At 54.3% G+C, this 315-nt stretch carries 1 pseudogene; it reads right to left on the bottom strand.

What is annotated here, in order from left to right:
• Window positions 1–159: 159 nt before the first annotated feature.
• Window positions 160–315 (bottom strand): annotated as a pseudogene (locus tag OC610_RS29130) (MerR family transcriptional regulator); the annotation flags it as partial.

Genomic DNA, 315 nt, shown 5'->3' on the forward strand with positions numbered 1-315 from the left:
CAAGGCAATCACGCATGTAGTGATACGTTTGGTGGTTTCGTCTTGCTGTTTGGGTTTGGATTTTTCTTCAGGCAGACCGCGTCGTCCGGTGTGGGGCTGCTGCGCAGCCCAACGGGGATGAATCCCCTCGCCACAGGGGCAGGTACAGAGGCTGACTGTTCAGTTGGAGGCGTTGTTCAGTTGCTGGAGCGCGAGTTGCCTGGCAGCACTGGCTTCGAGGTTTGCGCGCTCTTCATCGAGGTATCGATAGATGCTTTTCAAGTTGGCGATTTTCTCTTTGATTTCCGCCATTTTCTTTTCAATCAGCGTGGCGCC

Origin of the sequence: Pseudomonas agronomica (assembly GCF_025917275.1) — a bacterium.
GTDB lineage: Bacteria > Pseudomonadota > Gammaproteobacteria > Pseudomonadales > Pseudomonadaceae > Aquipseudomonas > Aquipseudomonas agronomica.